We start from the raw sequence: 26255 nt of genomic DNA on the forward strand, positions 1-26255 counted from the left end.
CGCACATAGCTCGCACAAATGAATGAACCGGGGAGCGGCCAAGGTCGTGTCCCTACCGTGAGCACGTACGCGCCGCGAGGCACGACCGAAGGAGGACCCTCATGATCCGCACCACAGCCGTACCCCGTCCCGTCCGCATCGGCACCGCTCTGCTGGGTGTCGCCGGTATCGCCACCCTCGCCGGATGCGCCGGCGGCACCACCACCGGCGACGCTGCCCCCGCCGACACCGCGGCCCCCGCCGCGAGCTCGGCGCCCACCAGCACCTCGGGTGCCGCCGCCGGTTCGACCGGTACGGGCTCGTACAAGGACGGCGAGTACGAGGCCACCGGCCAGTACGCCACCCCCGAGAGCGTCGAGACCATCGACGTCACCCTCACGATCGCCGGCGACACGGTCACCGCGGTCGAGGTGACGGGCGACCCGCAGGCCGCGGAGTCCAAGCGCTATCAGAGCGAGTTCATCGGCGGCATCCAGAGCGAGGTCGTGGGCAAGAAGCTCGACGAGATCTCGGTCAGCAAGGTCGCGGGCTCCTCGCTCACCAGCGGCGGCTTCAACAAGGCCGTCGACACCATCAAGTCCGAGGCCGCGGCCTGACGGCCATGAGCACTCCGATTGCGACGGGTTCGACGTGGACCTTCGACGCGATCGGCACGTCGTGGGCGATCGAGACGGCGCACCCGCTGCCCTCGGTCGCCCGCGACGCGGTGTCGGCCGTCATCGAGCGCTTCGACCGGGAGTGGTCGCGGTTCCGTGACGATTCGCTCGTGTCGTCGCTCGCCGAGGGGCGCACGGCATCCGTCCCCGCGCCGGATGACGCGGATGCCATGTTCTCGCTCTACCGCGAGCTCGACGCGGCGACGTCCGGAGCGGTCAACCCGCTGGTCGGCGACGCGCTGGCCCGTCTCGGCTACGACGCGCGGCTGACCCTCGCGCCGTGGGGAGACCCGCACCCCGCGCCGTCGTGGCGAGACGTCCTCGCCTGGGACGCCGATCGCGTGAGCGTGGCGACGCCGGCGATCATCGACGTCGGCGCGCTCGGCAAGGGGCGACTGGTCGACCTCGTGCTCGACACGCTGCGCCCCCTCGTCGGCGGCGACCTCGTCGTCGACGCCTCCGGAGACCTGGCCGTCCGGGGGACCCCGGTTCGCATCGGTCTCGAGCACCCCTTCGACGACACGCGCGCGATCGGCGTCGTCACCGTGGCAGACGGGGCCCTCTGCGCCTCGGCCATCAACCGCCGGGCGTGGGGAGAGGGGCTGCACCACGTGCTCGATGCCCGCACCGGCGCTCCCGTCCGCGCGTACGCGGCCACCTGGGCTCTCGCCGACACCGCCATGCGCGCCGACGCTCTCGCCACCGCGTTGTTCTTCGACGGCGGTCCGGAGCTTGCGGCATCCTGGAACGCGCACTGGGTGCGCATGCGCACCGACGGACGCGTCGAGTGGTCGCCCGGCTTCGCGGGCGAGATCTTCTCCTGACCCCCATTCCGCCGAAGGGTTTCCTCTCATGAGCACCACGCTCACCGCCGGTTCCGCCCGGGTCCTCGGTCTCATCGGGCGCGTCTCGATGTACCGGCTCGTCCTGGCGTCGCTCGGCCTCCTCGCCGTCATCTCGCTCGTCCTGTCGTTCGCCGGGCTCGTCGTGCCCCAGCCGCTGGCGATCGTCGCGAGCGCCGTCGTGCTCGCCGCCGCCTGCGCCGTCACCGATCTCGTGGCGCAGAGTGTGCTCCGGATGCCGCGACGCCTGGAGTCCTCGCTCATCACGGCCGCGATCCTGCTGTTCGTCCTGCGTCCCACCGTGGAACCGGTGGGCCTGGCCGGTCTCGCTCTGGCCGGGGTCGTGGCATCCGCGTCGAAGTACCTGCTCGTGTGGCGTGGTCGGCACGTCTTCAACCCCGCGGCGACCGGCGCGACGGTGCTGACGATCGTGAGCATCTGGGCGCCCGACCTGGGGTCGTCGGCGTGGTGGGTCGGCTCTCCGTGGCTCGCCGCCCCGGTCCTGGTGCTCGGCGTCCTGCTGCTGCTGCGCACCGACAAGCTGCCGATCGTGGTGGTCTTCTGGGTCGTCGCGATGGCCGTTGCCTTCCTCCGCACGAGCGTGCAGTTCCAGGCCGCGGGCTTCCCGGTCGACGTGCCGAGCGTGCTGCTGCAGGTGGCGTTCTCGTCGCCGTTCCTGTTCCTCGGTGCCTTCATGCTGTCGGAGCCGCTGACCCTTCCTCCGCGGCGCGCCCAGCAGTACCTGGTCGCGATCCTCGTCGGTGTCCTCGCCGGCTGGCCGTTGCCGGTGGGCGAGATCACCCTCGGACAGGAGCGCGCCCTGCTCGTCGGCAACCTGCTCGCGTTCCTGTTCTGCCTGCGCGCGGCCGTCCGTCTGCGGGTCGAACGCCGGCGCGAGGTGACGCCCACGGTGCGGGAGCTGTCTTTCCACGCCGCCCGCCCCTTCTCCTTCCACCCGGGGCAGTACCTCGAACTCGACGTGCCGCACCGCCGCCCCGATGCCCGCGGTACGCGCCGCGAGTTCTCGATCGTCTCGGCTCCCGAGGATCTGCCCGAGGTGCGCATCGCGTTCAAGGACGGCTCTCAGTCGTCGTACAAGCGGGCGCTCGCGGCTGTCGAGCCCGGGTCCACCCTGGCGGTCACCGGTGTCTGGGGCGACTTCGTCCTTCCGTCGCGGCCGACCTCGCCCGTGCTGCTGGTCGCTGCCGGCATCGGGGTCACGCCGTTCGTCTCGCAGCTGCGCCACCTCGCCGCCACCGGGCAGGACCGCGACGTCGTTCTCGTCTACGTGGTGTCCGAGGCCGCAGAGCTCGCCTTCCGAGACGAGATCGCCGAGACCGGCATCCCGGTCGTGGTGTTCTCGCGCGACGAGCCGCGCGATCTGCCCGCCGGCTGGATGTGGGCGGGACCGGATCGCGTGGACGCCGAGGGGCTCCTCCGTACCGTTCCCGATATCGCACGACGCGTCGCGTACGTTTCGGGTCCGCCGCGGCTCATCTCGGCGCTCGCCCCGGCGCTCGCGAAGGCGAAGTCGCTGACGACGGACGCGTTCGCCGGGTACTGACTCGAGGGTGGCGGCGGGGAGCCCGACCCGGAAGGGTGGGGGAATGTCGTTCTCTTCCGTCCCCGTCGACCCGTCCGGCGACCGCGCGCTCGCGGCATCCGTCCGTCCGCTCCGGGGATGAAGCGCGCGCGGGTGGCCCTCGCCCTCCTCCTCGCCGCAACGCTCGCTGTCAGCGGCTGCTCGGCCGACGGCGGCGACAACGGGGTCTCGGCCTACGTAGACGCGGCCATCGCCGAGATGCGAGACGGGATCCACGCCGACACGGACGAGTTCCGGGATGCCGTGGCTCGGGCGGAGCCCGAGCTGAAGGAGAAGGCGACGATCTCGGAGACCTACCGGGGCCTCGGCGAACTGGTGGCGGTGGCGGGCGGGGTGCATTCGTGGTTGCAGACGCCCGCGGATGTCTCCTCCGTCGCCGGGCAGAATGCGCCGGGGGCGTCTTTTCCCGTCCCGACGGTGTCCACGCGCGACGGTGTCAGCGTGCTGATGCTGCCCGGGTTCCAGGGCGAGGAGTCCGCGGCGGTGGAGCGCTATCGATCCGCGGGTCTCGAAGCGATGCGTGCCGCGGATGCCTCGACGGACTGCGGCTGGATCATCGACCTGCGCACGAACGGCGGTGGCAACGCCTGGGCCATGCTCACGGTGGTCGCGCCGCTGCTCGATGACGGGGAGCTCGTCGGGCTGAGGCGCGACGACACGGTGCACTGGGCGAGGGTGGCGGACGGCGGTGTCGTCTCGACGCCCGGGGGAGACGACACGGCGTCTCCCGGAGGGTTCGCGATCGACGCTCCGGTGGCTCTGCTCACGTCGGGGATGACCGGCAGCGCGGCCGAGATCGTGGCGATCGCGTTCGCCGGGCAGACCGGCGCCGTGCGGGTCGGCACACCGACCGCGGGCCTGACGACCGGCAATGAGGTGCGGGATCTCAGTGACGGTGCCCGCCTCGTCCTCACCACGACCTACGATGTCGACCGCACCGGCCGCGTCTACGATGGCCCCCTCACCCCCGACATCGAGGTCGCGCCCGGCCCCGATCTCGAGGCCGCGCGGACGGCGGTCAGGTCGCGCTGCGCCTGACCGCCGGCATCCCGAATCTCAGACCGGATCCGCGGGCTTCGCCGGGAGCCGCACTTCGAACGTCGTGTCGCCGGGGGTGCTCTTCACGCTGATCGTGCCGCGGTGGGCGTCGACGATCGCGCGGGCGATCGAGAGACCGAGGCCGGTGCCGCCGGTCTTGCGGTCGCGCGAGCGGTCGGCCCGGGCGAACCTCTCGAACAGTTGAGAGGCGACCGAGGGATCGATACCGGGACCGTTGTCGTGCACGCGCAGCACCGCCTCGGCGCCCTCGTGGGCCACCGACACGTTCACTTCGCTGCCGGCGGGCGTGTGCGTGCGGGCGTTGGCGAGCAGGTTCGCCACCACCTGGTGCAGGCGCGAGGCGTCTCCGGCGAGTTCGACGGGGGTGTCGGGGACGTCGATCGTCCAGACGTGGTCGGGGCCGGCCGGCCGGGCATCGCCCACGGCCTCGACGGCGAGGCGCGTGAGATCGACCGAGCCGTAGACGAGCTCCTGGCCCTCGTCCAGGCGCGCGAGGAGCAGCAGGTCTTCGACGAGGGTGGTCATGCGCAACGACTGCGCCTGGATGCGTTCGAGCGACTGCTCGGTGGTCTCGACGGCCAGGGCGATGCGCTGGCGACTCTCGTCGTCCTGCGCCTGACGCATGGCGCGCAGCGACAGTTCCGAGAAGCCGCGGATGGATGCCAAGGGCGTCCGCAGCTCGTGACTGGCGTCGGCGACGAACCGGCGCATGAGCTCCTCGTTGCGTTGACGCGCGCTGAGCGAGGCGTCGACGCGGTCGAGCAGGGTGTTGAGGGCCGTGCCCACCTGACCGATCTCGGTGTGGTCGTCGACCTGCTCGGCGGGCACGCGCTCGGTGATCGAGACGTCGCCCTGGTCCATGCGCAGCGAGGCGACGCGCGTGGCGGTCTCGGCGACCGCGCGCAGGGGCCGCAACCCCAGGCGGATGACGATCGCGATGATGACGGCGAGCAGCAGCAGGCCACCGGTGGTGACGAGCGCGACGGTGGTGAGGATCGCGCCGATCGTGCTGGTGACGCTCGACAGGGGGAGCCCGACGAGGAAGATGCTGTCGCTCCCGGGCGTCTGGAACGTGCGGACCCGGTATTCGCCGAGGTTGGGCAGGTCGACCGTCTGGGCGTCCGCTTCGGACGCCGCCTGCAGGCTGTCGGCGATCCGGCCCAGGTCGTCGGACGTGAGCGCGCGCACGCCATCGTCGCCCACGACGGCGCCGCTGATCCCGGTGCCGCGCGAGTTCATGACGAGGAGCGTGCCGGAGTCGAAGAACCCCGACTCCAACACCTGCTCCGCCGAGCCCTGGAACGCCGCTCGGGGCTGGATCGACGCGGCCGCCTCGTCGACCTGGGCGCCGAGGTTGACGTAGAGCACCTGGCTGAGGATCGCGCTGGTCGAGATGCCGATCATCACGAGGATGAACGCCACCATGCCGATCACGGCTGTCATCAGGCGCGCTTGCAGTGTCCAGGGGTGACGAAGCCTCTCCCGCAGCGACTCACGCTGGCGTCTCGGCTCCGCTCCGCGGGCGTCCTCGTCCGCGGGGGTGTCGGTCTCCCACACCGAGGACGGGGGAGCGGGGGGAGCCGGTCGGGGCGGAATACTCACTGAGGGGCTTTGATCATGTACCCGACACCGCGCACGGTGTGGATGAGCGGGTCGTTTCCGGCGTCGATCTTCTTGCGCAGGTACGAGATGTACAGCTCGACGACGCTGGAGCGGCCGCCGAAGTCGTAGTTCCAGACGCGGTCGAGGATCTGCGCCTTCGACACCACGCGACGCTGGTTGCGCATCAGGAAGCGCAGGAGCTCGAATTCGGTCGCCGTCAGCTCGATCTCTTTGCCCCCGCGGATGACCTCGTGGCTGTCTTCGTTCAGCGAGAGGTCGCCGACGCGGAGGATCGGCTCGGAGTCCCGAGTGAGGGCGGTGCCGGCGCGGCGCATGAGCCCCCGCAGGCGCGCGACGACCTCTTCGAGGCTGAACGGCTTGGTGACGTAGTCGTCGCCGCCGGCGGTCAGACCCGCGACGCGGTCGGCCACGGCGTCCTTCGCCGTCAGGAACAGCACCGGCACGTCGTTGCCCGAGTGGCGCAGGCGCTGCAGCACCGCCATGCCGTCGAGGTCGGGCATCATGATGTCGAGCACCATGGCATCCGGCTCGAAGTCGCGCGCGGACTGCAGGGCGTCGAAGCCCGATCCGGCGGTCTTGACGTCCCAGCCCTCCATGCGCAGCGCCATCGACAGCAGGTCGGTGAGCATCTGCTCGTCGTCGACGACGAGGACGCGGAGGGCGCTCCCGTCGGGGCGGGTGAAGGTGGGGGCGGCGGCGGTCGCGGTCATGGAACTCATTGTGCTCTCGTATCTATGAGCTTTCTATGGCGAGGCTTATGGGAATCCTGAGAACGTGCCAGCAGCGCGGCGAGACCGACCCCGATCGCTGCGCTCACCGTGTGGACGACGGCGTCGCGCACATCGGCCCGACGGCGCAGACGCACGAAGCGGCGGCGAGCCAGGCCCGCCGCCGCTTCGTCATCGGGGTCGTCAGTGCGTGTCCTCGGCCTCGATCTCGGTGCGGTCGCCCGACCAGAGGGTGTGGAACGTGCCCTCCTTGTCGATGCGACGGTAGGTGTGCGCACCGAAGAAGTCGCGCTGGCCCTGGATGAGGGCCGCGGGCAGGCGCTCGGCGCGCAGCCCGTCGTAGTACGCCAGCGACGAGCTGAAGGCGGGGGCGGGGATGCCGCTCGCCGCCGACAGCGAGACGATGTGGCGCCACGCGTCCTGGGCGCGTCCGAGCGCCTCGACGAAGTACGGTGCGGTCAGGAGCACCGGGAGGGTGGCCTCGGCGTCGTACGCCTCGGCGATGCGGTTGAGGAACTGGGCGCGGATGATGCAGCCGCCGCGCCAGATCTTCGACACCGCTCCGAGGTCGATGCTCCAGTCGTACTGGGCCGCACCCGCCCGGATCTCGTCGAAGCCCTGCGAGTAGGCGACGATCTTCGAGGCGTACAGCGCGAGACGCACCTGCTCGATGAACGCGTCGGCGTCTTCGCCCGAGAGCAGGTCCGTTCCCGAGGGGCCGGGGAGCTCGCGCGAGACCTCGCGCTGCTCGGGGTGGCTCGACAGCGACCGCGCGAAGGTGGCCTCGGCGATGCCCGAGACGGGGACGCCCAGGTCGAGGGCCGTCTGCACGGTCCACGCGCCGGTGCCCTTCGCACCGGCCTGGTCGAGGATGACGTCGACGAGGGGCTTGCCCGTGTCGGCGTCGGTCTGGCGCAGGACCTCGGCGGTGATCTCGATGAGGTACGACTCCAGCTCACCGCGGTTCCACTCGGCGAACACGTCGGCGATCTCGGCCGGGGTCTTGCCGGTGGCGCGGCGGATGAGGTCGTACGCCTCGGCGATGAGCTGCATGTCGGCGTATTCGATGCCGTTGTGCACCATCTTGACGAAGTGACCGGCGCCGTCGTGTCCGACGTGCGTCACGCAGGGCTCGCCCTCGGCGACCGCGGCGATGGACTTGAGGATCGGGCCGAGCGTGGCCCAGGCCTCGTCGGAGCCGCCGGGCATGATCGAGGGCCCGCGCAGGGCTCCTTCTTCGCCACCCGAGACGCCCATGCCGACGAAGTTGATGCCGGTGTCGCGCACGGCCTTCTCGCGGCGGATGGTGTCGGTGAAGAGGGCGTTGCCGCCGTCGACGATGATGTCGCCGGGTTCGAAGACCTTCACCAACTCGTCGATGACGAAGTCGGTGGGTCGACCCGCCTTGACCATGATGATCGCGGTGCGCGGCTTCGACAGCGATGCGGCGAAGTCCTCGTACGAGAACGACGCGACGAAGTTCGCCTCGGGGTGCTGCTCGAGCACGTGCTCGGTCTTGTCCGCGCTGCGGTTGAAGATCGCGACGGTGTTGCCCTCGCGGCTGGCGAGGTTGCGGGCGAGGTTCGAGCCCATCACGGCGAGACCCACGACGCCGATGTTGGCGCGGCCTTCGCCCTCGCCCTCGGGGGCCGAGTCGGCCTCGGCGGTGGGGCGCTCGACCTCTTCGATGCCCGGTGCACCCTCGTGCACCTGGGCTGCCCGGTGAGGCGCCTGGTCCTGGTCGGTCGAAGGTCCGGTCGGGGAGGGGGTGGACGTCATTCGTTGCTCCGTCGTCAGTGCGAAAAGGGGGTTGCGGGCGCACGTGGGGTTGCCGATGCCACTGTATCGGCTGAACCCACGCGTGTTTCAGGAGGCGTCGGCGGTGAGCTGCAGGCGGTCGACGACCTCCTGCACCTGCTGCTGCGGCGTCAGGTCGAGGTCGATGCGGATCGCCTGCTCGTCGGCATCCGGAATCTCCAGGGTGTCGAACTGCGAGGTAAGCAGCGACGGCGGCATGTAGTGCCCCTGGCGGCGCAGGAGCCGCTCCAGCACGATGGCCGGGTCGCCCATGAGCAGCACGAAGGTCACGTCGTCGCGACGCAGCACGTCGCGGTAGCTGCGTTTCAGCGCCGAGCACGTGATGACGCCGGGGCGACCGGCGGCGATCCGCCCGTCGATCCAGTCGGCGACCCGATCGAGCCAGGGCCACCGGTCGTCGTCGTTCAGGGCATGTCCGGATGCCATCTTGGCGACGTTCTCAGCGGGGTGGAGGTCGTCGCCCTCCTGGAAGTCCCAGCCGAGGCGCCCGGCGAGCATGCCCGCGACGGTCGACTTGCCGGTACCGGCGGGTCCCATGAACACGAGGACGAGAGGAGTGGATGCCATGTCAGTGCTCTTTCCTTCGATCAGACGAACGCGCTGATGGCGAGGACGCCGGCGAGGCCCGTGACCGAGATCACGCACTCCAGCACCGACCATGTTTTCAGCGTTTGCGGGATGTTGAGGCCGAAGTACTCCTTGATGAGCCAGAAGCCGGCGTCGTTGACGTGGCTCAGGAACACCGAGCCCGCGCCGATCGCGAGCACGAGCAGCGCCGTCATGGGGGCGTCGAGCGTCTCGGTGAGCGGCTGGAGGATGCCGGCGGCGGTGATCGTGGCGACGGTGGCCGAGCCCGTGGCGACGCGGATGACCACGGCGACGAGCCACGCGAGCAGGAGCACCGACACGCTGGAACCGGCGACGAAGTCGGCGATGACCTTGCCGATGCCGGTGTCGACGAGCACCTGCTTGAAGCCGCCGCCGGCACCGACGATGAGCAGGATGCCGGCGATCGGGCCGAGCGAGGAGCCGACGACGCTCGTCAGCTTGGCGCGGTCGAAGCCGGCCCCTCGACCGAGCACGACGAAGCCGACGAGGACCGCGAGCAGCAGGGCGATGATCGGCAGGCCGAGGAAGTCGATGACCACCTTCCACGCGTCGGTGGAGCCCGGCGCGACGATGTCGGCCACGGCTTTGAGGAGCATGAGGAACACCGGCAGCAGGATGCTCCCGAGCGTGGCGGCGAACGAGGGGCGCCGCGCGGGCTCCTCGCCCTTCTCCTCGGCCGAGAGGAACAGCTCGGGCACCGGCACGGGAGCCCAGCGGGCGGCGAGGGTCGAGAAGAGGGGACCGGCGACGATCACGGCGGGGATTGCCACGATCACCCCGAAGGCGAGCGTGAGGCCGAGGTTCGCGCCGAGGGCGTCGATCGCCGCGAGGGGGCCGGGGTGCGGCGGGACCAGGCCGTGCATCGCCGACAGGCCCGCGAGAGTGGGGATCGCGATCTTCATCAGCGCGACGCCCGAGCGGCGGGCCACGAGGATGATGACCGGGACCAGCAGGACGAGGCCGACCTCGAAGAACATCGGCAGGCCGATGATCGCGCCGATGAGCCCCATGACCCACGGGAGTGATCGTGGTGTGGCGCGGGCGACGAGGGTGTCCACGATGCGGTCGGCGCCGCCCGAGTCGGCGAGGAGCTTGCCGTAGATCGCGCCGAGGGCGATGAGGATGCCGACGCCGCCCATCGTCGAGCCGAAGCCGCCGGTGAAGCTCGTCACCGCGGTGGCGATGGGCATGCCGGCGATGACGCCCGTCGTGAAGCCGCCGATGGTCAGGGCGAGGAAGGGGTGCAGTTTGCCCCACGTGATGAGCACCACGATGAGGGCGATGCCGATCAGGGCGGCGGTGATCAACTGTCCGGCGGGGGCAGTGGATGCGGGCTCCGCGGCGGCGAGCACCGTGGCGGGGTGGGGGGAGAGGGCCATGAGCGTCCTTGTTCCGGCGAACGGCAGCGATGCCGTGGGTTATTTGTCGTACATAAAACCACAGGATGCCGATTTCTGCACGACGAAAGCGTTCGTCTGCCCGCATTGCGTCTGTCATCATCGAGAAATGACGTTGGACCGTCCCACCGTGGCGACGCTGCACGACGCCCTCGTCGACCGCCTGGGGTCGGCGATCGTCGACGGCGAGCTGGCCGTCGGCTCACGCCTGATCACGGCGGAGCTCTCGCCCGGGTCGTCGCGCGGAGCGAGCCGCGAGGCCGTGCGGGTACTGCAGTCGCTCGGGCTCGTGCGGGTGCGTCGAAAGACGGGTGTCGAGGTGCTTCCGTCGACGGAGTGGAACGTCTACGCCCCCGAGATCATCGCCTGGCGCCTCGCCGGCCCCGGCCGTCGCGCGCAGCTCCGTGAGCTCAGCGAGCTCCGCGGTGCGATCGAACCGCTCGCCGCGCGTGCCGCGGCGAGCCACGCCACCGATGCGCAGCGCCAGGCGCTCGTGGCGTCGGTGATGGAGATGGCGCGCACCGAACGCGACGCCGACGGCGCCGAGTACCTCGCGGCCGACGTTCGGTTCCATCGCACCGTGCTCGCGGCATCCGGCAACACGATGTTCGCGGCCCTGGGTGCCGTCGTCGAGTCGGTGCTGGTGGGGCGCACCCTGCACGAGCTCATGCCGCACGACGCCAACCCGCACGCCGTGCGCTGGCACCAGGACGTGGCGTTCGCCGTCACGGCCGGCCGTGCCGACGAAGCCGGGCAGGCGATGCACCTCATCGTCCGCGAGGCGGGGGATGCGATGGCCTCCACGTTCATGGCGGAGTGAGGTCGCGGTGGGTCGGTAGCCCACCGGGGCCCGTCGCTCGCGGGCGGTTCGTTACCCGCGGCGGGCGTGCACTCGCCGGGGTCGGTCCGTGTGGGCGGGGGTGTCGCTGCGCTCGGCAGTGAAGCGCCGGGTCACCGCGATGTCGCGGCCGCCTAGTCCGCGCTCGACGATCTCGTCGAAGGCGGCCCGTAAGGCCGGCAGCAGTGCGGGGCGCGTGTCGGTGGACGCGGCGATGTCGGCCGCGAAGCGCAGATCTTTCACCATGTACTCCGCGATGCCGCTGGGGGAGTCGTCGCCCGTGACGAGGCGCTCGCGGCGGCTCTCGAGCAGGCGCGAACCGGCGTACCCGCCGCCCAGGAGGTCCCACAGGGTAGCGGGGTCGACGCCGGAACGGGCCGCGAGCTCGGTCGCCTCCCCGAGCGCGAGGATCGTCGAGGCGACGACGAGCTGGTTGCAGGCCTTCGCCACCTGACCGGCACCGAGGGGGCCGAGTCGTACGGGTGTTCCGCACGGGGCGAGCAGCGCAGCTACCCGGTCCGTGTCGGCGGGGGAGCCGCCGAGCATAATCGACAGTGTCCCGGCTCTCGCGCCGTCCTCACCCCCGGAGACGGGGCAGTCGACGACCCGGATGCCATCGGGGAGACGCTCGGCGAGTTCCCGCACGCCGACGGGTGACGAGGTCGAGCCGATCAGGAGGAGAAATTCGCGGTCGCCGATGCCCGCCAGCAGTCCGTCGGGCCCGTCGAGGTGCTCCTCGAGCTGCGGCAGGTCGGGAAGCATGACGAGCACGGCGTCGGTGTGCGCGGCGAGGTCGCGGGCCGTCTCGGCCCACTGCGCGCCGGCCTCGACGAGCGCCGGGCGTGGCCGACGCGCGTGGACGGTCAGGGAACCGTGCGCGGCGAGCAGATGGTGCGCCATCGGTGCCCCCATGGCCCCGAGGCCCCAGACCCCGAGTCGAGCGGGGGCGGGTGCGGTCTCGTCGTCGAGAGGTGTCATGGACGGCATCCTAATGACTGGACAACAGGTTGAACAGGGTTCACTATGGTGAACATATACCGAGGTGTCGAGCGGTTCGCGGTGCCCGCGATCGCGGCGAGGGGATGGACGAAGATGTCGACGCACAAAAGCCTACGCGCGGTGGTGGCCGTTCCTCTGGCGGAGGAGCACTGCCGCCTCATCGAACGGCTGGAGCCGCGGCTCGAGCTGGTGCGCGACTCCGCTCTCACGCGCCCCATGCGCGGCCCCGCCGACTGGTCGGGCGATCCCGCGCACGTGCGCACCGATGCCGAGCAGCGCGCCTTCGAGGAGATGGTCGATTCGGCCGAGGCGTTGTTCGGCATCCCCGACGTCGAGCCTGCTGCGCTCGCGCGTACGGTCGCCGCCAACCCGGGGCTCCGATGGGTCATGACGACGGCCGCCGGCGGCGGCGGGCAGGTGAAGGCGGCGGCGCTCGATGACGCGGCCCTCGAGCGCATCGTGTTCACGACGAGCGCGGGCGTGCACGGCGGGCCGCTCGCGGAGTTCGCGGTGTTCGGAGTGCTCGCGGGGGCCAAGGGCCTGCCGCGCCTTCGGGCGGACCAGGATGGCCGGGCGTGGCCCGATCGCTGGGAGATGCGCCAGATCGACGAGATGACCGTGCTCGTCGTGGGGCTCGGCGGCATCGGCGCCGAATGCGCTCGCCGCTTCCACGCCCTCGGTGCGGAGGTCTGGGGCACGACCCGCTCGGGTGCGCCCGTGGAGGGGGTCGACCGCCTCGTGCCGCTCGACGATCTCGTCGAGGCCGTCGGGAAGGTGGATGCCATCGTCGTGACGCTCCCCGGCACCGACCAGACGCACCACCTCATCGGCGCCGACGTGTTCGCGGCGGTGCGACCGGGCGTCGTGCTGGCCAGCGTGGGGCGCGGGAGCGTCATCGACGAGGACGCCCTGCTCTCGGCCCTCGACGATGGCCGGGTCGGCTTCGCGGCGCTCGATGTGTTCGAGGCCGAGCCGCTGCCCGTCGACTCGCCGCTGTGGGGGCACCCGCGTGTGCTCGTGAGCCCGCACACGGCCGCCTTGAGCAGCAAGGAGGAGGAGCGGATCGCCCGGCGCTTCGCTGAGAACGCCACGCGCCTGATCGATGGCCAGCCGTTGCGCGCGGTTGTCGATACGGTCGAGTTCTACTGATCTCGACCATCGAGGGGGAGCCGGCATGACCGACGACGACGACGGCCGGCTCGCACGGGATCCCGCCCCGGCGGTGGGGCGCAGCATCCGCTTGCTCGGGCTTCTCGCCGAGGCCGAGCGTGCGCTGACCCTGACCGAGCTGGCATCCGGGCTGGGGCTCGCGAAGTCGTCCACCGCGAACCTGTGCCTCTCGCTCGAGGCGGAGCGCATGATCGAGCGCGTCCCGCTCGGCTATCGCCTCGGCATCCGCACCGCCGAGCTCGGCGGCGCCTTCGCCGCGCAGTTCAACCAGGTGCGCGAGTTCTACGCCGTCTGCGAGTCGTCGCCCGTGCTGGCGCGCGAGCTCGTGCAGGTGGCGGTGCTCGACGACGCCGACTCGCTCTACCTCGCCCGCTACGAGGGCTCCCGCTCGGTGCGACTGGGGACGCCCCTCGGCTCCCGGCTTCCGGCCGCGCTGTCGGCGACGGGCCGTGCGCTGCTCATGACGCGCGACGACGCGACCGTGCGAGATCTGCTCGCGCGGCAGGGTCCGCTGCCCGCGCTGACGGCCCACAGCACGGTCGATGTCGAGGGGGTCCTCGCCAAGTTGGCGGTTGCGCGAGAGCGCGGATGGGCGGTCGACGAGGAGGAGTCGTTCCGGGGCATCGTCGGGGTGGCCGTGCCCCTCGAAGGGTGGGCGCCGGGCGATCCGCAGCTGGCCCTGGGTGTCGGCATCCCTGTTCTGGATGCCACGTCCGAGCGCATCGCGCGCGTCGGAGAAGCGTTGCGCGAGGCCGCGTCGGCGCTGACGAACCCGTTCAGCGCGGCTCCGCGGTCCTGAGCGCGCTCGTCTCGCCCCTCGGCGGAGGGGTTTTCGTCGCGCCTTCCGCGCGCGTGGCGAGACCGCGTTCATCGAATTGTGTTCAACATATTGAACTCAGTTCAGAGGGTTGATACAGTCCCGGTGTCGGGAGACCCCAGCCGATCAAAGGAGATGGCCGTGACCACTGCACCCACCGCGACGCCCGCGCCGCAGGACGACCCCGAGTACGCCGCCAACCTGCGGAGGGCGACGCTCGCCTCCAGCATCGGGAGCGCGCTCGAGTACTTCGACTTCGCTCTCTACGGGCTGTCGACGGCGCTCATCTTCAACGTCCTGTTCTTCTCCCAGGACAACCCGGCCCTGGCCACGGTCGCCGCCTTCGCGACCTACGGCGTCGGCTTCCTGGCGCGACCCTTCGGTGGACTCTTCTTCGGCGTGCTGGGCGACAAGCTCGGCCGCAAGTGGGTCCTCGTCATCACGATCCTGCTCATGGGCGGCGCCTCCACCGCCATCGGCCTCCTGCCCACCTATGAGGCCGTCGGCATCCTCGCTCCGATCCTGCTCGTGGTCATGCGCTTGCTGCAGGGCTTCGGCGCTGGCGCCGAGCAGGCGGGAGCCACGGTCCTCATGGCCGAATACGCCCCCGTCAAGCGCCGCGGCTTCTTCTCGGCCCTGCCTTTCATCGGCATCCAGGCCGGAACGCTGCTCGCGGCCGTCGTCTTCAGCCTCATCTCGCTGCTGCCCGAAGACCAGCTGCTCAGCTGGGGCTGGCGCGTGCCGTTCCTCGCCTCGTTCGTGCTGATCCTGCTCGCGCTGTTCATCCGCATGCGCCTGCGCGAGACGCCGACCTTCATCGAGCTCGAGAAGAGCGAGCAGATCGCCGAGCGGCCCGTGCGCGACATCTTCACGCGGGGTCTGCCCGGAGTCATCGTCGGCATCGGCCTCCGCATGGCCGAGAACGGCGGCTCCTACATGTTCAACACCCTCGCGCTGACCTTCTTCGTCGCGTCGGTGGGCGGGCAGGCCGACCGCAGCCTCCTCACCTGGGGTGTCACCCTCGGCTCGCTCATCGGCATCTTCTCCGTGCCGCTGACCGGGGCCCTGTCCGACCGGATGGGTCGTCGCACGGTGTACCGCGCGGGTGCCGTGTTCATGCTGCTCTTCACCTTCCCCGCGTGGTGGCTGATCTCGCTCGGGAGCTACCCGATCACGATCGCCGTCATCGCGATCGGCATCGGCGTGGCCGTCAACTCCATGCTCGGACCCCAGTGCGCGATGCTCCCCGAGCTGTTCGGCAACCGCCACCGCTACCTCGGCGTCGCGATGGCGCGAGAGATCTCGGCGGTGCTCGCCGGTGGCCTCGCCGGGGTGCTCGGCGCCTACATCATCGCCGTCAGCGGCGCGAACTGGCTGCTGCTGGCGATCTACATGGCCACGCTCGCGCTGATCACCACGGCATCCACCTTCCTCGTCCCCGAGACGCTGCGCCGCGACCTCACGCGCACCGACGACGCGATCAAGGTGTCCCGCGAAGAGGCCGGCGAGGGCGTGGATGCCACGACCGTCACCGTGCGGACGATCCGATGACCGGCGCCTTCGACCTGACCGGGCGGCTTGCGCTGGTCACCGGCTCCAGCCGCGGTATCGGCCGGGCCCTCGCGCAGGGACTCGCCGAGGCGGGGGCCACGGTGCTCGTGCACGGACGGGATGCCGAGACCGCCGGACGCGCGGCGGAGGAGATCTCCTCGTCGACCGGGGTGGCCGCGCACGCGGTGACCTTCGATGTGGGAGAGCCCGGCGCCGTCGACGCGGGCGTCTCTCTGATCGAGCAGCGCTACGGCGTGCCCGACATCGTCGTGAACAACGCCGGGATCCAACGGCGTGCGCCGATCGCGGAGTTCGCCGACGCCGACTGGGACGACCTGGTGCGCACGAACCTCTCCAGCGCCTTCTACGTCTCACGGCGCGTGGCCGGCGGCATGATCGCACGCCGGTCGGGCAAGCTCGTCCAGATCGGCAGCGTCCAGTCGCAGTTGGCCCGCCCCTCCATCGCGGCGTACGGCGCGACGAAGGGCGCGATCGCGATGCTCACGAAGGGCTTGTGCGCCGATCTCGCGCCGCACGGCATCCAGGCCAACGCCATCGCGCCCGGGTACTTCGCCACCGAGCTGACCCGGGCACTCGTCGACGACGAGCAGTTCTCCGCGTGGGTGCGTTCGCGCACGCCCGCGGGGCGGTGGGGGAACACCGGCGACCTGGTGGGGGCGCTGGTGTTCCTCTCGAGCTCGGCGAGCGACTTCGTCAACGGCCAGACGATCTTCGTCGACGGCGGCATGACGGCGGTGGTTTGATGCTCATCGCACGCCTGGAGACCTCAGACGGGGTCCGCACGGTCCGCCTCGCCGACGACGGGTCGTGGATTCCGATTGCCGATCCGTACGCGGCCTTCGCCGACGATCGTCCCCCCGCCGACGACGGCGATCCGGTCGCGGGGCGTCTGCTGGCTCCGTGCGAGCCGGTCGTCATCGTCGGCATCGCTCAGAACGGCCCCGATCACGCCGCCCCCGTGCAGGCATGGCTCAAGAGCCCGCGCACCGTCATCGGGTCGGACGCGTCGGTGCGGCTCCGCCGAGACGCGGGGACCACGGTCGCCGAGGCCGAGATCGCCGTCGTCATCGGTCGCGACACCACCGGGCTGACAGCGGTGAACGCGCACGAATACGTGCTCGGCATCACCGCCGTCAACGACCTGTCGAGCCCCGACCGCTCCGTCGTCGATCCCCGCAATTTCGAGTCGAAGGCCGGTGCGGGCTACACCCCCCTCGGGCCGTGGATCGACACCGAGCTGTCGCTCGACGCCGATCTCGCCCTCGCGCTCATCGTCGACGACGAGCCTGTCCGTCAGACGTCGGCCGCGCGTCTCCCGGTCTCGCTGAGGGAGTGCCTGGCCTACGTCGCCGGGTGGAACACCCTCGGCCCGGGCGACGTCGTCATGATGGGGGCGCCGTTCTCGGCCGCACCGATCGACCCGGGTGCGCGCGTCGATGTCGTCGTCGCCGACGTGCGCCTTCGCACCCGCACCTCCTGAGGAGAATCGTGACCAATCTCGCCGTGGTGGCCCACGCTGCCGACGACCTCCGTGTCGACGACATCGGTGAGCCGATCCCGGATGCCGATGAGGCCGTCGTCGCCGTCGCCTTCGGGGGCGTCTGCGGCTCCGACCTGCACTACTGGCGACACGGTGCCGCGGGGGCCTCGATCCTGCGGGAGCCGCTCGTGCTGGGACACGAACTGTCGGGGGTGGTGGTGCGCGCCGCGGCCGACGGAAGCGGCCCCGCCGAGGGAACGCCGGTGGCCGTGCACCCCCTGACCCCCCGCGACGACGGGGCGACGCCGTGGCCGCGGGAACGCCCGAACCTCGCGCCGGCCTCCACCTACCTGGGCTCGGCCATGCACCTCCCGCACACGCAGGGCGGGTTCGCCGAGCGCGTCGCGCTGCCCACGCGCATGCTCTTCCCGCTGCCGGCGGGGCTCGATCTCGACACGGCCGTGCTCGCGGAGCCCGCGGCGGTCGCGTGGCACGCCGTCGAGCGCGCCGGAACGGTCGCGGGCCGACGCGTCGCGGTCATCGGGTCGGGCCCCATCGGCCTGCTCGCGGTTGCCGCGGCTCGCCATCACGGTGCCGCCGAGGTCGTCGCCACCGATCTGCACGAGCGTCCGCGGGGTCTGGCTGCGGCACGGGGGGCGCGCGCCCTCGACGCACGCGACGATTCCGCGATCGAGGCCCTGCACGCCGACGTCGTGATCGAGTCGAGCGGCACCGTCCCCGGACTCGCGGCGGCGGTCGCGGCCGCGCGGCGCGGCGGAACGGTCGTCCTGCTCGGTCTTCAGTCGGCGGGCACGGTGGGGGCGCCGATCGCGACGGCGATCACGCGGGAGCTGACGCTGACCGGGTCGTTCCGCTTCGGCGGGGAATTCGGTGAGGTGCTGGCGGCACTCGCCGACGGGTCGCTCGCTGTCGACGGCATCGTCACACACGTGGCACCCGTCGCGGATGCCCTCGACGCTTTCGCGACGGCGGCGGACGCCTCGCGTTCGTCGAAGGTGGTGCTCTCGTTCGGGGGGAGGGTCTGAACGGCCCCTCACGGTTCCGTGAGAGCGTCGACGACCAGCGGCGCGGTCCTCACGAGCGGGCCCGCACAGCGCATCGACATCGCGGCGAACGCCGAGGCGCCGCCGAGCTCAGCCGGCGTCAGTGCTTGTTGTAGCCGGAGTTGCGGCCGAGAGTGAAGAGTGCGCCCACCGTGCCGATCAGGCCGAACGTGGCGATACCGCCGATGACCCAGAGCACGACGTGAGAGAAGAAGCCGCTGTCCATGATGATCCTCCGGGTGGTAGTGGGCCGTTCGATCCTACCGTCGCTGCCAGGGCCTTCTTCCCGCCTCCGGCGGTCGGGTCGTGGGGCGACCCCTCGCGCTGGTAGACTTCCGGGGAACTTCGGCGAGGGATGCCGCCTCGTGCGCCGTACGGTGCTTCGGGCATCCGTGATCGACGCGGTGATGCAGGCTCCCGGCTTTCCTCACGCGCTCGCGTTCGAGTCGAATCCAGACCACACAGGTGCGGACCTTGTCCGCTCAAAAGCTGCGGGACACGAGCCCGCGAGGAGAACATCATGTCGGAAGACAACAAGGTCGTCGTAGAGCTGCGCGAGAACTTCGGTAAGGGCTTCGCTCGCCGTCTCCGCGCCGCGGGCAAGATCCCCGCCGTCATCTACGGACACGGCACCGAGCCCCAGCACGTGGCGCTGCCCGGTCACCAGACCGCTCTGCTCATCCGTCGCGCCAATGCGCTGCTCGACCTCGACATCGCGGGCACGAGCCAGCTCGTCCTGGTCAAGGACGTGCAGAAGGACCCCGTGCGTCAGATCATCGAGCACATCGACCTCATCGTCGTGAACAAGGGCGAGAAGGTCCAGGTCGACGTTCCCGTCGTCATCACGGGCGAGCCCTTCCCCGGAACCATCGCCATGCTCGACGCCACGACGGTGTCGCTCGAGGTCGAGGCCACTCACATCCCGCAGAACATCGAGGTCTCGGTCGAGGGCGCTGAGGACGGCACCCAGATCACCGCCGCCGACCTGACCCTGCCCCAGGGCGCGTCGCTGGTCACCGAGCCCGAGACCCTGGTCGTGGGCGTCTCGGTGCCGCTCGACACGATCGCTGCCGACGAAGAGATCGCCGAGGCCGACGCCGAGGTCGCCGAGGAGCAGTCCGAAGAGGCCGAGACGGCCGAAGAGGGCGACGACAAGTAATTCCCCGGGCCGTTCACCGGCCCGACGACGAGGGGGCGCGGATTCGCGTCCCCTCGTTCGTTTCTCCCCCCGGCGCTGCGCGCCGTCGCTCACGGTCCGCAGCCGGACCCGGAAGGATGGATGCCATGGCAGACACCTGGCTCATCGTGGGCCTCGGCAACCCCGGCCCGCGCTACGAGGCGACACGCCACAACATCGGACAGATGGTCGTCGACGAGCTCGCCGCGCGTCGCCGCGAGGCATTCCGCGCGCACAAGGCCAACGCGCGGGTGGTCGAGACCTGGCTGCGAGCGGGAGCGGCGAAGCTCGTGCTCGCCAAGCCGAACAGCTTCATGAACGTCTCCGGCGGTCCCGCCGCCAGCCTGGCACGCTTCTACGGCACCGACCCCGAACGGATCGTGGTCGTGCACGACGAACTCGACATCCCCTACGACACGATCAAGCTCAAGACCGGCGGCGGCCACGGCGGTCACAACGGCGTCCGCGACATCGCAAAGGCGCTCGGCACCCCGGACTTCCCCCGCGTGCGGGTGGGTATCGGCCGTCCGGTAGGGCGCCAGGACCCCGCGGATTGGGTGCTGGACCCCTTCAGTGCCACCGAGCGGCAGACGCTTCCGATCCTCGTCTCGGATGCCGCGGATGCCGTCGAGCTGCTGGTCGACGAAGGTCTCGTCGCCGCGCAGCAGCGCTTCCACGCCCCGCGCGCCTGAGCGCAGGCCTCAGATCGCGTCCGCTATCGGTCCGCTCGGGGTGGCGAGCGTGGTCGTCCCCCGCGGGTGAAGGATCTGGCGGTACGGGCCGGTCGCGGCAAGCCCTCTCGGGAGCAGCGCGGCGTCGAGGGCCGTCCACGTATCCCCGAGGTCCACGGGCCGTTGGGCAAGTCGTACGCTCGCCGCGCGGGGTGCGCCGGGGACCGTGACCACCGTGGTCCGCGCCGCCTCGCTCACCGCGGTGACCGCGATCACCCGAGGGTCGGTCGTTCCATCGAAGACGAGCGCGACCTCTGCGTCCGGCGGCGTGGCGATCTGTGTGAGGAGCGCGCGTACGGCCGCCCGGATCTCCGACTCGTGCGACACGGTCGTGCGCAGACCCGGGCCCGTGAGCGGGGGGAGCGGCCCCAGCCGAAGCGTCGTCGCGATCTCGTCGTGCTCGCGATCGAGAGAAGCGATCCTGCGGTCCAGCCGGCGCAAGGAGGCGTTGTCACGGGCGATGCTGGCCGCCAGAGTCGAGCGCCTCTCGTCGAGGACCGCGCGCAGCTTCGCGTGGTCCGTCCGCGCGTCGAGCAGGTCGCGGATCGCGTCGAGCCCGAAGCCGTTGGCGCGGAGGGCGACGATGGTCAGCACCCGTCCCGCCTGCGCGGGGTCGTAGGAGCGGCGTCCGGTTGCCGGATCCACATCGGCGGGAGGCAGAAGGCCGTTGGCCTCCCAGTGCCGCAGCATCCGCGGGGTCGTGCCCGTCCGCTGGGCGAGTTCGCCGATCGAGACCATGACCACAGTCCACACCTTCACACGGTGTCAGGTGCAACGCCGGCCGATACGACGAAAGGCCCCAGCGTGAGCGCCGGGGCCTTTCGCGCTGAGACTCACGTCACACGGAGACGCCGACCGCGGCGCCCGCGGCCAGGGCGATCCCGACCACGATGCCGCCGAGGACCGAGAGCACGATCGCACCGATGGCCCATCCGCGACCACGATTCTTGACCGCCGCGACGATGCCCTGGACGAAGCCCCACAAGCCGAAGAGGGCGTACACGGCGAAGGCGACGACGGTCAGGATGCCGAAGAGCGCGGCCGCCTGCTGAACGTCGGGCGGAAGCGCACCGGGGTCGACCTGCTGACCGGCGTCGGCGTAGGGCGCGAGAGCCGCGCTCTGCATGCCGGCGATGAAGGCGATGATCGAGCCACCGACGACCGCGATCAGGGAGACGACGAAAGCGATGAGCCCGAGCTTGTTCGAGCCCCGCTCTTTCGCGGATGCCGGGGGGACGTAGGCGGGGGCCGAGGGCGCGGGATATCCCGACGGGGTCGGGCCGGAGGCGTCGGCACGTGCGACGGGCGGCTGGTACGGCTCGGGGGGCGGCGGTGTCGTGCTCACGAAGTGCTCCTCTGATCGTCGATGGCGAGATTCGCCCGGTTCCCGGAGTCTATGGAGGACATGCCCGGTGGCCGCGGGGGTAGACGGTCACCGATTCTGCGCGCGAGCGGCGGTCGACTCGTGCAGACGAGCGCCCCGGGTCACACCGACGAGCCGGCGGTGGGCGCGCTCGCCAGCCCCGCCACGATGGCGATGAGGGTGAACCCGCCGAACACGGCCGGCCCGAGCGCCGCGATGACGAGCCCCGCGATGCCGGCGCCTCGCCCCGACCGTCGCACGATGGCGATGATCCCGAGCGTGAGCGCGGTGAGGCCGATCACCGTTCCCGACCAGAACGCGACTTCGCCCAGCAGCACCAGATCGCGGACGGGGGACAGGACACGCCAGTCGAAGCTGTTCGACGACATGGTGGACAGTCCGGGCGCGGCCCCTCGCGCCGAACGGAAGGCCGCGAACCCTCCGACAGCGGATGCCAGTACCGCCGCGACGACCGAGAGGATCAGCGCCCACGCTCCCAGGGGGCGTCCGCGGCGCGTCGGCTTCGGGGGAGTGAGGAGCGTCCCGACCGGCGGCGCCGCGTGAGGGGCGGCGAAGGCCGGGCCGTTCGGAGCGCTCGGGGTGGTCATGCGGTCAGCCTACGAGACGCGCCGCGATCGTCGCGTTGTCCACCCCGGCCCGATGTCGGAGCCCCCGCGTAAACTCATACGAGTGACAGTTCCCGGGATCGTTCGCGCCCTCGAGCAGGCTGAGTCCTACCGTGAAGCCGCCTCGGCGGCTTCCTCAGACCTCTCGCTCTCCCTCGTCGATGGCCTCGACGCCCCCGTCATCGCGGGCCTCATCGAGCGCCGCCGTTCCACGGGCGATCCCGGCGCCGTGCTGGTGATCGCTCCGACCGGTCGACGCGCCGAGTCCCTCGGTCCGGCTCTGGATGCCGTCCTCCCCGGCGCACTGGTGTTGCACTTCCCCGCGTGGGAGACCTTGCCGCACGAGCGGCTGAGCCCCAGTCCCGAGACGGTCGGCCGTCGCCTCGACGTCCTGCGCCGGATCGCCGCGTGGGATGGCACCACCCCCCTCGTGGTGACCGCGTCGGTGCGCAGTGCTCTGCAGCCGTTGGCCCCCGGTCTCGGCGACGTCGAGCCGGTCGAGCTCGCCGTGGGCGGGCGAGGACTCGAGCTCGAAGCGGTCATCACGCGACTGGTCGAGCTCGCCTACCACCGGGTCGACATGGTGTCGCGCCGCGGGGAGTTCGCGGTGCGCGGCGGCATCCTCGACGTCTTCCCGCCCGTGGCCGATCATCCCTACCGCGTCGAGTTCTTCGGCGACGAGGTCGATCAGATCCGCGCCTTCTCGGTCGCCGACCAACGATCTCTTCCCAGCGAGGTCACGGCCGTGACCCTCGTGCCCAGCCGCGAGCTGCTGCTCACGACCGACGTGCGCGCTCGGGCCGCCGAGCTCCGCGACGGCTATCCGGGGCTGCGTCAGCTGCTCGAGAAGATGGCCGAGGGCATTCCCGCCGAAGGCATGGAGTCGCTCATCCCGGTGTTGGTCGACGACCTCATCACCCTGGTCGACTACCTCCCCGGCGGGAGCGCCGTCGCTCTCGTCGACCCCGAGCGTTCGCTCGCCCGAGCGACGACGCTCGGCGACACCAACCGCGAGTTCCTCGAGGCGGCGTGGTCGGCGGCCACGGCGGGGGCGGACACCCCGGTCGATCTCGGCTCCGGTGATTTCGTCACCCTCGACGATCTGCGCGAGAAGGCGAGCGGCCGCGGCGGCGTCTGGTGGCAGCTCAGCGCCTTCGACTCGGGAGCAGCCGATGCCGAAGACGAGGGTCTCGTCGCCCGAGACGACTCCGCCCATCGCATCAAGGCCGACCCCGTTCCCTCGTTCCAGGGCAATGTCGAGGGCGCGACCGCCCACGTCGGCACGCTGCTCAGCGACGGGTGGTCGGTCGTGGTCACGGCATCCGGTCCGGGCATGGTCGATCGGGCGCGCGACGTGCTTTCCGAGCGCGGAATCGCCGCTCGGCGGGTCGACGACGTGCGCCTGGCACCTGAGGCGGGCGTGGCTCACGTGGTCTGCGCGCCCCTCGAACGCGGGTTCGAGCTTTCCGAGGCGAAGTTCGCGGTCATCACGGAGACGGAGTTCTACGGTCGGTCGGTCACCGGCGACAGTCGCGGCGCGAAGAAGCTCGCTTCGCGACGCCGCAACGTGGTCGACCCTCTGCAGCTCAAGCCCGGAGACGTCGTCGTGCACGCGACACACGGCATCGGCAAGTTCCTCGAGCTGACCCAGCGCGAGGTGTCGAGCGGAGGCCGCAATGCCGTGAAGACGACGAAGGAGTACCTCGTCCTCGAGTACGCGCCGGCCAAGCGCGGCTACCCGGGCGACAAGCTCTTCGTCCCGACCGATCAGCTCGACCTCCTGTCGAAGTACGTCGGCGGCGAGGCGCCCACCCTGTCGAAGATGGGCGGGAGCGATTGGGCTGCCGCCAAGGGGCGCGCCCGCAAGGCCGTCCGCGACATCGCGGTCGAACTCGTGAAGCTGTATTCCGCGCGCATGGCGTCGAAGGGCTACGCCTTCGGTCCCGACACCCCCTGGCAGCGCGAGCTGGAAGAAGCCTTCCCGTTCGCCGAGACCCTCGATCAGCTGCAGACGATCGACGAGATCAAGGCCGACATGGAGAAGCCCATCCCCATGGACCGCCTGCTGTCGGGCGACGTCGGTTTCGGGAAGACCGAGGTCGCGGTCCGTGCGGCGTTCAAGGCCATTCAAGACGGCAAGCAGGTCGCCATGCTCGTACCGACCACCCTGTTGGTCAAGCAGCACCTCGAGACTTTCGCCGAGCGCTTCGCAGGATTCCCCGTCACGGTGCGGCCGTTGTCGCGTTTCCAGACCGACAAAGAGGTGAAGGCCACTCTCGCGGGGCTCACCGATGGCACGGTCGACATGGTCATCGGCACTCACCGGATTCTCACCGAAAAGGTCGTCTTCAAAGACCTCGGGCTCATGATCATCGACGAGGAGCAGCGCTTCGGTGTCGAACACAAAGACCAGCTGAAGAAGCTCAAGACGAACGTCGACATCCTCGCGATGAGTGCCACGCCGATTCCGCGCACGCTCGAGATGGCGGTCACCGGGATCCGCGAGATGTCGACCCTCGCAACCCCGCCGGAGGACCGGCATCCGATCCTGTCGTACGTCGGGCCCCGGAACGACAAGCAGATCGCGGCAGCCATCCGGCGCGAACTGCTGCGCGAGGGTCAGATCTTCTACGTGCACAACCGGGTGTCGTCGATCCAGCGGGTCGCCGCGCACCTTGCCGAACTCGTGCCCGAGGCGCGCATCGTCGTCGCGCACGGGCAGATGGGGGAGCACGCGCTCGAGCAGGTCGTCGACGACTTCTGGGAGCGCCGCGCCGATGTGCTCGTGTCGACCACGATCATCGAGACCGGTCTCGACATCTCCAACGCCAACACGATCATCATCGACCGGGCCGACAAATACGGCCTGTCGCAGCTGCACCAGCTGCGCGGGCGCGTGGGCCGCGGACGCGACCGCGCCTACGCGTACTTCCTGTACGACGAGATGAAGCCGCTGTCCGAGACGGCCGCCGACCGCCTCGAGACCATCGCCGTCAACAATGATCTCGGGTCCGGCATGCAGGTGGCCCTGAAAGACCTCGAGCTGCGCGGTGCCGGGAACCTTCTCGGTGCCGAACAGGCCGGTCACATCGCCGGCGTCGGCTTCGACCTGTACCTCCGGATGATCGGCGAGGCGGTGTCGACGTTCCGCGGCGAAGACGTCGACGGCCCCACCGAGCTGCGTCTCGAGCTTCCGGTCGATGCACGCCTGCCGGAGTTCTACATCGACAGCGAGCGCCTGCGTCTCGAGGCCTATCAGAAGCTCTCCGCCGCGGCTTCGGCCACGGCGAAGGACGACGCGATCGATCTGGTGGTCGAAGAGCTTCGTGATCGCTACGGTGAGCCGCCCGCGGAGGTCGAAGGACTGATCGCCGTCGCTCGCTTGCGTCGACGAGCCGCTCAAGCGGGCCTGGCCGACGTCGTCGCGATGGGCTCCAATCTGCGTGTCGCCCCCGCGGACCTTCCGGACTCCATGCGCGTGCGTCTCCAACGCCTCTACCCGAAGGCGAAGCTCGTGGCCAACGGGGATGCCATGGTGGTGCCGCTTCCGCAGGATGCCGACGACGCGAACCTCATCGCCTGGGTGCGCCAGCTGCTCGACGCGCTCTGGCCCCTGCCCGTCGACAAGAGTGCCGAGACGGCGAACGCCTGAGCCGCTGTGGTCTCGCGGCCCGAGCCGTGAAGGCCCGGTCGACTTCTCGTCGGCCGGGCCTTCCGCGTACACCGGGGTCTTTCCGCGGGTGAACCGGTGCGACACGCCCGGGCGGGAGCACCGATTCGACCGATGCCCCGTCCCGACGTAGTGTTTTACCTGTTCGCCCCACAGGGGAGAGCGGAGCGGCCGAGAGGCCCCGCGTCCTCTCAAGCGGAGAACAACCCAAACCCCCACCGCATGGTGTAGGGTTTTGGTTCTGGTCTTCGGCCGGGTGTCACGACGTCGATCCTTCACGGGTCCCACGGTGAGCTCTGGTCGAGTGACCGATTAGGTAGTGAACTGCCTCACGGGTAGGTCGAGAGATCGTTTCTGTGGGTGCGTCCGTTCCTTGAGAACTCAACAGCGTGCACTTGTCAAATGCCAATTTA

Annotated in this window: 24 protein-coding genes; 14 read left to right on the top strand and 10 right to left on the bottom strand. The window is 70.5% G+C overall.

Annotated elements, in window-relative coordinates; all coding sequences use genetic code 11:
- Positions 1–101 precede the first annotated feature (101 nt).
- The 4 genes from J2X55_RS16690 to J2X55_RS16705 all read left to right on the top strand — a co-directional run bounded on the left by J2X55_RS16690 (position 102) and on the right by J2X55_RS16705 (position 4139).
- A complete protein-coding gene (locus tag J2X55_RS16690) occupies positions 102–596 on the top strand; it encodes a hypothetical protein (RefSeq protein ID WP_115920780.1) in 495 nt (164 codons plus the stop codon).
- Positions 597–601: 5 nt separating this feature from the next.
- Entirely contained in the window at positions 602–1480 is an 879-nt protein-coding gene (locus J2X55_RS16695; protein WP_309824764.1) for an FAD:protein FMN transferase, read from the top strand.
- A 28-nt stretch (positions 1481–1508) separates the two neighbouring features.
- Positions 1509–3062, top strand: a complete 1554-nt coding sequence (locus J2X55_RS16700) for a flavodoxin reductase (RefSeq protein ID WP_309824766.1) — start codon at positions 1509–1511, stop codon at positions 3060–3062.
- Positions 3063–3179: 117 nt separating this feature from the next.
- On the top strand, positions 3180–4139 hold the full coding sequence (locus tag J2X55_RS16705; RefSeq protein ID WP_309824768.1) for a S41 family peptidase: 960 nt from the start codon (positions 3180–3182) through the stop codon (positions 4137–4139).
- 18 nt (positions 4140–4157) lie between these two features.
- Here J2X55_RS16705 and J2X55_RS16710 read toward each other — a convergent pair whose 3' ends face one another.
- From J2X55_RS16710 to J2X55_RS16730, 5 genes are all read right to left on the bottom strand, one after another.
- Positions 4158–5603, bottom strand: coding sequence for an ATP-binding protein (locus J2X55_RS16710; protein WP_309824770.1), 1446 nt, complete (start codon positions 5601–5603; stop codon positions 4158–4160).
- A 155-nt stretch (positions 5604–5758) separates the two neighbouring features.
- A complete protein-coding gene (locus J2X55_RS16715; RefSeq protein ID WP_056228637.1) occupies positions 5759–6493 on the bottom strand; it encodes a response regulator transcription factor in 735 nt (244 codons plus the stop codon).
- A gap of 201 nt (positions 6494–6694) precedes the next feature.
- Positions 6695–8290, bottom strand: a complete 1596-nt coding sequence (gndA, locus tag J2X55_RS16720; RefSeq protein WP_115920769.1) for an NADP-dependent phosphogluconate dehydrogenase — start codon at positions 8288–8290, stop codon at positions 6695–6697.
- Positions 8291–8377: 87 nt separating this feature from the next.
- A complete protein-coding gene (locus tag J2X55_RS16725) occupies positions 8378–8896 on the bottom strand; it encodes a gluconokinase (RefSeq protein ID WP_309824772.1) in 519 nt (172 codons plus the stop codon).
- A gap of 20 nt (positions 8897–8916) precedes the next feature.
- On the bottom strand, positions 8917–10317 hold the full coding sequence (locus J2X55_RS16730) for a gluconate:H+ symporter (protein ID WP_309824774.1): 1401 nt from the start codon (positions 10315–10317) through the stop codon (positions 8917–8919).
- 127 nt (positions 10318–10444) lie between these two features.
- Between J2X55_RS16730 and J2X55_RS16735 the strand changes: the two genes are divergently transcribed.
- Entirely contained in the window at positions 10445–11155 is a 711-nt protein-coding gene (locus J2X55_RS16735; RefSeq protein WP_309824776.1) for an FCD domain-containing protein, read from the top strand.
- 51 nt (positions 11156–11206) lie between these two features.
- On the opposite strand, the gene J2X55_RS16740 is transcribed toward J2X55_RS16735, so the two are convergent.
- Positions 11207–12151, bottom strand: a complete 945-nt coding sequence (locus tag J2X55_RS16740; protein ID WP_309824778.1) for an NAD(P)-dependent oxidoreductase — start codon at positions 12149–12151, stop codon at positions 11207–11209.
- A gap of 114 nt (positions 12152–12265) precedes the next feature.
- Between J2X55_RS16740 and J2X55_RS16745 the strand changes: the two genes are divergently transcribed.
- The 6 genes from J2X55_RS16745 to J2X55_RS16770 all read left to right on the top strand — a co-directional run bounded on the left by J2X55_RS16745 (position 12266) and on the right by J2X55_RS16770 (position 18257).
- On the top strand, positions 12266–13321 hold the full coding sequence (locus J2X55_RS16745) for a D-2-hydroxyacid dehydrogenase (RefSeq protein WP_309824802.1): 1056 nt from the start codon (positions 12266–12268) through the stop codon (positions 13319–13321).
- Positions 13322–13346: 25 nt separating this feature from the next.
- Positions 13347–14141: an IclR family transcriptional regulator gene (locus J2X55_RS16750; RefSeq protein ID WP_115920759.1), complete on the top strand. Its 795-nt coding sequence runs from the start codon at positions 13347–13349 to the stop codon at positions 14139–14141.
- Between the two features lie 153 nt (positions 14142–14294).
- On the top strand, positions 14295–15710 hold the full coding sequence (locus J2X55_RS16755) for an MFS transporter (RefSeq protein WP_115920757.1): 1416 nt from the start codon (positions 14295–14297) through the stop codon (positions 15708–15710).
- On the top strand, positions 15707–16474 hold the full coding sequence (locus tag J2X55_RS16760) for an SDR family oxidoreductase (RefSeq protein WP_115920755.1): 768 nt from the start codon (positions 15707–15709) through the stop codon (positions 16472–16474). Before J2X55_RS16755 ends, J2X55_RS16760 begins: the two co-directional genes overlap by 4 nt.
- Positions 16474–17211: a fumarylacetoacetate hydrolase family protein gene (locus J2X55_RS16765; RefSeq protein ID WP_309824783.1), complete on the top strand. Its 738-nt coding sequence runs from the start codon at positions 16474–16476 to the stop codon at positions 17209–17211. The genes J2X55_RS16760 and J2X55_RS16765 overlap by 1 nt, the downstream gene beginning before the upstream one ends.
- Before the next feature lie 8 nt (positions 17212–17219).
- Entirely contained in the window at positions 17220–18257 is a 1038-nt protein-coding gene (locus J2X55_RS16770; protein ID WP_115920753.1) for a zinc-binding dehydrogenase, read from the top strand.
- Positions 18258–18375: 118 nt separating this feature from the next.
- Here J2X55_RS16770 and J2X55_RS16775 read toward each other — a convergent pair whose 3' ends face one another.
- On the bottom strand, positions 18376–18501 hold the full coding sequence (locus J2X55_RS16775; protein ID WP_309824785.1) for a hypothetical protein: 126 nt from the start codon (positions 18499–18501) through the stop codon (positions 18376–18378).
- 294 nt (positions 18502–18795) lie between these two features.
- Here J2X55_RS16775 and J2X55_RS16780 point away from each other — a divergent pair, with 294 nt between their 5' ends.
- Together J2X55_RS16780 and pth are read left to right on the top strand one after the other, a co-directional pair.
- Positions 18796–19434, top strand: a complete 639-nt coding sequence (locus tag J2X55_RS16780) for a 50S ribosomal protein L25/general stress protein Ctc (RefSeq protein WP_115920751.1) — start codon at positions 18796–18798, stop codon at positions 19432–19434.
- 125 nt (positions 19435–19559) lie between these two features.
- Positions 19560–20144, top strand: a complete 585-nt coding sequence (pth, locus tag J2X55_RS16785) for an aminoacyl-tRNA hydrolase (protein ID WP_309824788.1) — start codon at positions 19560–19562, stop codon at positions 20142–20144.
- Between the two features lie 9 nt (positions 20145–20153).
- Here the strand turns inward: pth and J2X55_RS16790 are convergent, their stop codons facing one another.
- The 3 genes from J2X55_RS16790 to J2X55_RS16800 all read right to left on the bottom strand — a co-directional run bounded on the left by J2X55_RS16790 (position 20154) and on the right by J2X55_RS16800 (position 22154).
- Positions 20154–20921: a MerR family transcriptional regulator gene (locus J2X55_RS16790; protein WP_309824803.1), complete on the bottom strand. Its 768-nt coding sequence runs from the start codon at positions 20919–20921 to the stop codon at positions 20154–20156.
- A 100-nt stretch (positions 20922–21021) separates the two neighbouring features.
- Positions 21022–21528 carry a hypothetical protein gene (locus J2X55_RS16795; protein ID WP_115920747.1) on the bottom strand — a complete coding sequence of 169 codons (507 nt, stop codon included), beginning with the start codon at positions 21526–21528 and terminating at the stop codon, positions 21022–21024.
- A gap of 140 nt (positions 21529–21668) precedes the next feature.
- Positions 21669–22154: a hypothetical protein gene (locus J2X55_RS16800; protein ID WP_309824793.1), complete on the bottom strand. Its 486-nt coding sequence runs from the start codon at positions 22152–22154 to the stop codon at positions 21669–21671.
- Positions 22155–22236: 82 nt separating this feature from the next.
- On the opposite strand from J2X55_RS16800, the gene mfd reads away from it, so the two are divergent.
- Positions 22237–25824: a transcription-repair coupling factor gene (gene mfd, locus J2X55_RS16805; RefSeq protein WP_309824795.1), complete on the top strand. Its 3588-nt coding sequence runs from the start codon at positions 22237–22239 to the stop codon at positions 25822–25824.
- Positions 25825–26255 lie beyond the last annotated feature (431 nt).

The sequence above is a fragment of the Microbacterium sp. 1154 genome (assembly GCF_031455375.1).
In the GTDB taxonomy this organism is placed as follows: domain Bacteria; phylum Actinomycetota; class Actinomycetes; order Actinomycetales; family Microbacteriaceae; genus Microbacterium.